The organism is Methylobacterium sp. Leaf102 (assembly GCF_001422425.1).
In the GTDB taxonomy this organism is placed as follows: Bacteria; Pseudomonadota; Alphaproteobacteria; order Rhizobiales; family Beijerinckiaceae; genus Methylobacterium.
Window position 1 is genome coordinate 1 of the sequence record NZ_LMMX01000032.1, and the last position, 2,221, is coordinate 2,221.

4 protein-coding genes are annotated in these 2,221 nt (G+C 66.7%); 1 reads left to right on the forward strand and 3 read right to left on the reverse strand.

Annotation, left to right across the window (positions count from 1 at the left end; genetic code table 11):
- Nucleotides 1-94: 94 nt before the first annotated feature.
- On the reverse strand, nt 95-607 hold the full coding sequence (locus ASF27_RS14455) for a hypothetical protein (RefSeq protein WP_056361192.1): 513 nt from the start codon (nt 605-607) through the stop codon (nt 95-97).
- Between the two features lie 298 nt (nt 608-905).
- Nucleotides 906-1,271: a tyrosine-type recombinase/integrase gene (locus ASF27_RS22590; RefSeq protein WP_056361195.1), complete on the reverse strand. Its 366-nt coding sequence runs from the start codon at nt 1,269-1,271 to the stop codon at nt 906-908.
- Between ASF27_RS22590 and ASF27_RS22595 the strand changes: the two genes are divergently transcribed.
- The gene (locus ASF27_RS22595; protein ID WP_056361197.1) at nt 1,249-1,617 is read left to right on the forward strand and encodes a hypothetical protein; all 369 of its coding nucleotides are present in this window, start codon (nt 1,249-1,251) and stop codon (nt 1,615-1,617) included. The genes ASF27_RS22590 and ASF27_RS22595 overlap by 23 nt on opposite strands.
- A 120-nt stretch (nt 1,618-1,737) precedes the next feature.
- Here ASF27_RS22595 and ASF27_RS14470 read toward each other — a convergent pair whose 3' ends face one another.
- Nucleotides 1,738-2,091, reverse strand: coding sequence for a hypothetical protein (locus ASF27_RS14470; protein ID WP_056361200.1), 354 nt, complete (start codon nt 2,089-2,091; stop codon nt 1,738-1,740).
- Nucleotides 2,092-2,221 lie beyond the last annotated feature (130 nt).

The following is a 2,221-nucleotide window of genomic DNA, read 5'->3' on the forward strand; positions in this document are numbered from 1 at the left end:
GCTCCGCACCCGTCTTCTGACCTCGCCGCATGTCCAGCTCCTTCGGTCCTGGCTGATCCTCTCAATCAGCCCGGTCCAAAGCCAGCCAGTCACGTCAGCCCATGGCGGCGAGCATCACCTGGAGATAGGCGCGCGGCGGCGTGAACCGACCGGTTTCGTCCGGCCGCCCGAGATCGCGCAGGTACCCGTTCTCGATCCTACGCTTGATCGCGCCGCGCTCGGGGAAGGTGAATCCCTCCTGCTTCAAGCGGCCATCCAACGCCGTGTCGTACCCGGCCTCGAAACCCTCCTCTGCGGCCAGCCTCTGCAGCCGTCCGAAGATGCGGTACTCCCGTGCCCGCCCACCCATCATCGACGGCCAGTCGCCGACAAGGGGTGCATGCTGCGGCCAGAGATCGCTATGGAGCCGGGCGAAGCGTGCGCTGCGTTCCCGGTCGAGGAAAGCCCTCAGGTGGTCGCGGATGTCGGTAGCAGAGCGCATGGAAAATTCCTCCCGAACGCGGAGGCTTTCCGCGTTCAGCGCCCAGCCGAGTGTGCGCGCACTGGCCGGGTCGGAGGTGCCAAGGCTCAAAGCGATCGTGGTGGATGTCCTCGCTTCCGAGGCCACCAGGTCTCGCGTCCGCTCATCGCAACGGAATCGCCTACGCCACCAATATACCGCCCCGCGGCGGTAAACGTTAGAACAAATCGTCAACGGCCTGCCCCTGTGGACAAGCGCGTGCAACACCTCTGCGTACGATCGGCCAAGCCGCGACAGCGGCTGAGAGCCGAAAGCAATCAGATCAACGACTTAGCGGAAGCTTGGCTGGGGCGCCAGGATTCGAACCTGGGAATGGCGGTACCAAAACACATTGCCGTACTTCTCCAAGACGTTGATACTATAGACTATTCGAAAATAAACCTCATCACTTGTGCGCTTTTTGTGCGGGGAGGGGCTCCTTCTCGCTCTGCACAATCGTGCGCGCACGTGTGCGGTCGGCCGCCTCCCGGCGCGTCTCTACCTCAAGGAAGGCATAGGCCCGCTCGGTCTGCACCACGCTCTGATGCCCGAGCTGGTCGCGGACCATCTCCAACGACCATTTTTGCTCCTGAAGCAGCCGGCAGCCGTGGGTGCGTCGAAGGTCGTGCCAGCGCAGATCGCTCATCTTCGCGCGCCGCGCCGCCTCCTTCAGCCCGCGCAACAGGTGCCGGAAGCGATCCCCGTCCTTGGCCGCCCGCGTTGGCCGGGCGAGCTTGGCGACGGTCCCGATGGCTTTCGGCGCGACCTTCACTGCCAGGCCGTGGTGGAAGACGAAGGCGCTGCGGATATGCCGGGGTGGCCTTCGCTTCGTCCTTCGCGCGCTGTTCGGCCTCGGCGGCCCGGCGCTCGGCGTCCGCAGCGCGCCGGCGATCGGCCTCGGCGGCGTCCCTGAGTTCCTGTTCCCGGCGCGCGGCCGCATCCCGTTCGGCCTGCGCCTGCGCCTCGATGCGGGCCCGCTCAGCATCCGCCTTAAGCGCGGCCCGGTCCCGTTCGGCCGCAGCATCACGCTCAGCGCGCGCACGCTCGGCCTCAACGGCCGCAACGCGGATTCTCTCGTCTCGGTCCCGCGCGGCCTGTTCCTCGGCCTCCCGGCGTAGGCGGGCCAGCTCGGCATGCTCCGCGTCCAGGCGCTCGCGCTCGGCCAGCTTGGGCCGCAACCGGCACGGCCCCAGCCTCGACGCAGCACGCCCCGCACGCTTGGCAGTCCAGCGGCTCGCTCATCTCCCGTCCTCCCCTGCGGAGTGGGAGGGGGCGACCATGGCGGCCTTCTCAAGCGCGATCCCCTTGTCGATCCAGGCGATGCGCGAAGGAGACCCGCCGCCCTTCACGACTGCCTCCCGCAACTCCGTAAGCGCCTCAAGTTGGGTTTTCTCTAGGGGACGGATACGCGGAGCGCCTGACGCGATGACCGTCGCCAGATCCTCGTCGGCACTCTTCATCAGCGTGCCGACGTGAATGCGCTCGTAGCCGAACAACTCGCCCTTCGTGGTGTAAACGTCGTGCTGGTGGCCCTTCGTCTCGCCCGGCTCGGCGTGGTAGTCGGGGCCGAGGGGGATGCGCTTGCGGGTCATGGAAGCCTCCCGAAAACGCACAGCTGAACCGCCCCGGGATTTCCGGAGGCTCCAACTCTTGAGAGACTGGAGCCATGACAAAGCATATCCCACCCTTCTCCCCTGAGGTCCGCGAGCGGGCGGTCAGGAT

What these genes read in the sequence shown, in the direction of transcription:
- ASF27_RS22595 (WP_056361197.1), top strand. Translation starts at nt 1,249, where the DNA reads ATGGCTTTCGGCGCGACCTTCACTGCCAGGCCGTGGTGGAAGACGAAG.
- ASF27_RS14470 (WP_056361200.1), bottom strand. Translation starts at nt 2,091, where the DNA reads ATGACCCGCAAGCGCATCCCCCTCGGCCCCGACTACCACGCCGAGCCG.